The following is a 3089-nucleotide window of genomic DNA, read 5'->3' as shown; positions in this document are numbered from 1 at the left end:
GTGCACCACCGTCCACTGTCGCGCGCCGTCGCCCAGCAGGGGTGCGGCGTCCCGCGCGGGAGCGCCCAGCATCAGCCGTACGAGCGCCGCCGAGCGCTGCTCCTCCGCCGCCGCCACCCGCCGCTCGGTGAGCAGCGAGAGCAGCACGACGGCCACCCCGGCGATGGCTCCGTCGGTGCCGTCCCGGTGTGGTGCGCACAGGCCGAGCGCGAGCGGTTTGCGCCCGCCCAGTCCGTAGACGCTCAGCCGCGAATCACCGAGCGCGCCCGCCGCGGAGGACGGACCGGGGCGCAGCAGTCCGGTGAGCGAGGCGAGTTCGGCACGGGCTGCCGACGAGGGAGGTGTCCCCGCGGCGGCGAGTTCGGTGCCGTCCGGTCCCAGCAGCACGGCCCACGCCTCCAGGTGCTGCGCCAGCTGTCCGAGCACTGCGTGTACGGGATGCGCCCGTGCGGCAGCGGCGGCCAGGGTCTGCTGGGCCTCGCTGAGTCTGCGAAGCGCCTGGTGGCGGCGGTGGGCCAGGGCCTGCCAGAAAGCGCGGGCGACCGCCGTGAACGGCGTGCCGCGCGGGACCTCGATCAGCGGCAGTCCGTGCCGTTCGCAGGCGTCCGCCAGCGCGGCCGGAACACGTTCGTGCACGGGTGCGATGCCGAAGCCGAGCGCTGCCGCGCCCGCCTGGACGGAGCGCTCGGCGTAGCGCTCCCAGTGCGCGGCGGCCGCGCCGTCCGGACAGTGGACCCCCGCACTCAGCAGCAGCTCACCGCCGAGCAGGTACGGCAGCGGGTCGGCCATCTCGCTGGTGTGCACCGCGTGCACGACCGCCTCGGCCCGCACCGGTCCCGCGACCTGCCGCAGGCCCAGCACGGGATCACCCGTCAGCGCGGCGAGCGGCACCGGGACGGTGGGCGGGACCAGCTCCTGCACGGGCACTCCCATGGACGATTCATACAGCGGAAGACGAGGTGAATGGAGGAAACGTACACTTCCTGGCTGCCTCGGCGACACCTAGGCTCACCGCCCAGAACCTCCCCGCCCCCGTCCCCCTGGTCTCACCTTCCCCTCCCCTCCCCTTCCCTCCCCTTCCCCTCGGCCCGAGGAGCGCGCTCATGGTTGTCGATTACGCAGTGATCATTCTTTATCTCGTGGGCATGCTCGCGGTCGGCTGGTGGGGGATGCGCCGCGCCAAGTCCAAGAGCGAGTTCCTCGTGGCCGGCCGCCGGCTGGGCCCCTCGCTCTACTCCGGCACGATGGCGGCCATCGTCCTTGGCGGCGCCTCCACCATCGGCGGTGTCGGGCTCGGCTACCAGTACGGTCTGTCCGGCGCCTGGCTGGTCTTCACCATCGGCTTCGGACTGCTGGCGCTGAGCATCTTCTTCTCCGCCCGCATCTCCCGGCTGAAGGTCTACACGGTCAGCCAGATGCTCGACCTGCGCTACGGCGGCTCGTCCTCGGTGATCTCCGGGCTGGTGATGTGGGCGTACACGCTGATGCTCGCGGTCACCTCGACGATCGCCTACGCGACCATCTTCGACGTCATATTCGGTCTCGACAGGACGCTGGCGATCATGCTGGGCGGCGCCGTCGTCATCGCGTACTCCACGCTCGGCGGCATGTGGTCGATCACGCTGACGGACATGGTGCAGTTCGTGGTCAAGTCGGTCGGCGTGCTGCTCCTGCTGCTGCCCATCGCGGTCTACAAGGCGGGTGGCATCGACGGCATGCGCGAGCAGCTGCCCGACGACTACTTCTCGCCGATGAACATCGGCGTCCAGACGGTCTTCACCTACGTGCTCATCTACTCGTTCGGCATGCTGATCGGACAGGACATCTGGCAGCGGGTGTTCACGGCCCGCAGCGACACCGTCGCCAAGCGGGGCGGCACGGTCGCCGGCGTGTACTGCCTCGTGTACGCCATCGCCGGTGCCGCCATCGGCACCGCGACCAAGGTGCTCCACCCCCATCTCGACAGCCCCGACGCCGCCTTCGCGACCATCGTCGGAGAGACACTGCCCGTCGGAGTGAAGGGGCTTGTGCTGGCGGCCGCGCTGTCGGCGGTCATGTCCACCTCGTCGGGGGCGCTGATCGCCTGCGCGACGGTCGCCAACAACGACATCTGGATGCGGCTGCGCCGTACCGTCGTGCCGGGGGGCGGCGTCCGCGACGAGACGCACGACGAGGTGCGCGGCAACCGGATCTTCATTTTGGTCATGGGCGCCGCGGTCGTCGCCATATCCATCGCGCTCAACGACGTGGTCGAGGCGCTGACGGTGGCGTACAACCTGCTGGTGGGCGGTCTGCTGGTGCCCATCCTGGGCGGCCTGGTCTGGAAGCGCGGCACCGCCGTCGGCGCGCTGTCGGCCACCGTGGTGGGAGGCGTGACCGTCGTCGCGGTCATGGCCTGGAAGGGCGTACTCGCCAACGAGGCCATCTATTACGGGCTGTTGGCGTCCCTCGTCACCCACATCGCGGTGAGCCTGATCAGCAAGCCGACCGACCCCGCGGTGCTGGCCGCCTGGCGCGCACGGCTGGCGGGCGAGGCACGCGCGGACGAGAGGACCGACGCCCCCGCTGAGGTCTGACGGGCCGGACCGTACGAGGCGACACGTCACGAACAACACGAACGACGCGGCGGCACGGCAGCACCGAGGCCATGCCGCCGCATTCCGAAGAAGGGCGCGAACCACAGCATGACCCCCGAAGTCCGCACCGGCGGCGATCTCGTCGCCGAGTCCCTGACCGCGCTCGGCGCCACCACCGTCTTCGGACTGCCGGGACAGCACGCGCTGGGCGTGTTCGACGCCTTGCGCCGGTCCACGCTCTCCTACGTGGGACTACGGGTGGAGAACAACGCGGGCTTCGCCGCCGACGCCTACGGACGGCTGACCGGTGGCGTCACCCCGCTGCTGGTGTCCACCGGCCCGGGCGCCCTGATGTCGCTCGCCGCACTGCAGGAGTCGGCGGCGGCCTCCGCGCCCGTGCTGGGCATCAGCAGCCAGGTGCCCACCGCCGGCCTCGGTGGCGCCCGTAAGGGCTATCTGCACGAACTCCGCGACCAGCAAGCGTCCTTCCGTGACGTCGTCAAATCGGTGCAC

Annotated in this window: 3 protein-coding genes; 2 read left to right on the top strand and 1 reads right to left on the bottom strand. The window is 70.8% G+C overall.

The window, feature by feature from the left end:
* On the bottom strand, nucleotides 1-933 hold a 933-nt coding region (locus ACRDP3_RS18405), incomplete at its 3' end, for a PucR family transcriptional regulator ligand-binding domain-containing protein (protein WP_431518058.1).
* A 170-nt stretch (nucleotides 934-1103) separates the two neighbouring features.
* Between ACRDP3_RS18405 and ACRDP3_RS18400 the strand changes: the two genes are divergently transcribed.
* Nucleotides 1104-2576, top strand: a complete 1473-nt coding sequence (locus tag ACRDP3_RS18400) for a sodium:solute symporter (RefSeq protein ID WP_431518057.1) — start codon at nucleotides 1104-1106, stop codon at nucleotides 2574-2576.
* Nucleotides 2577-2684: 108 nt separating this feature from the next.
* Nucleotides 2685-3089: thiamine pyrophosphate-binding protein (locus ACRDP3_RS18395; protein WP_431518056.1), on the top strand; the 405-nt coding region annotated here is incomplete at its 3' end.

Source organism: Streptomyces sp. (genome assembly GCF_050698815.1).
GTDB lineage: Bacteria > Actinomycetota > Actinomycetes > Streptomycetales > Streptomycetaceae > Streptomyces.
Note: the sequence above shows the minus strand (reverse complement) of the source record. Positions and strands in the feature narration are given on the sequence as shown.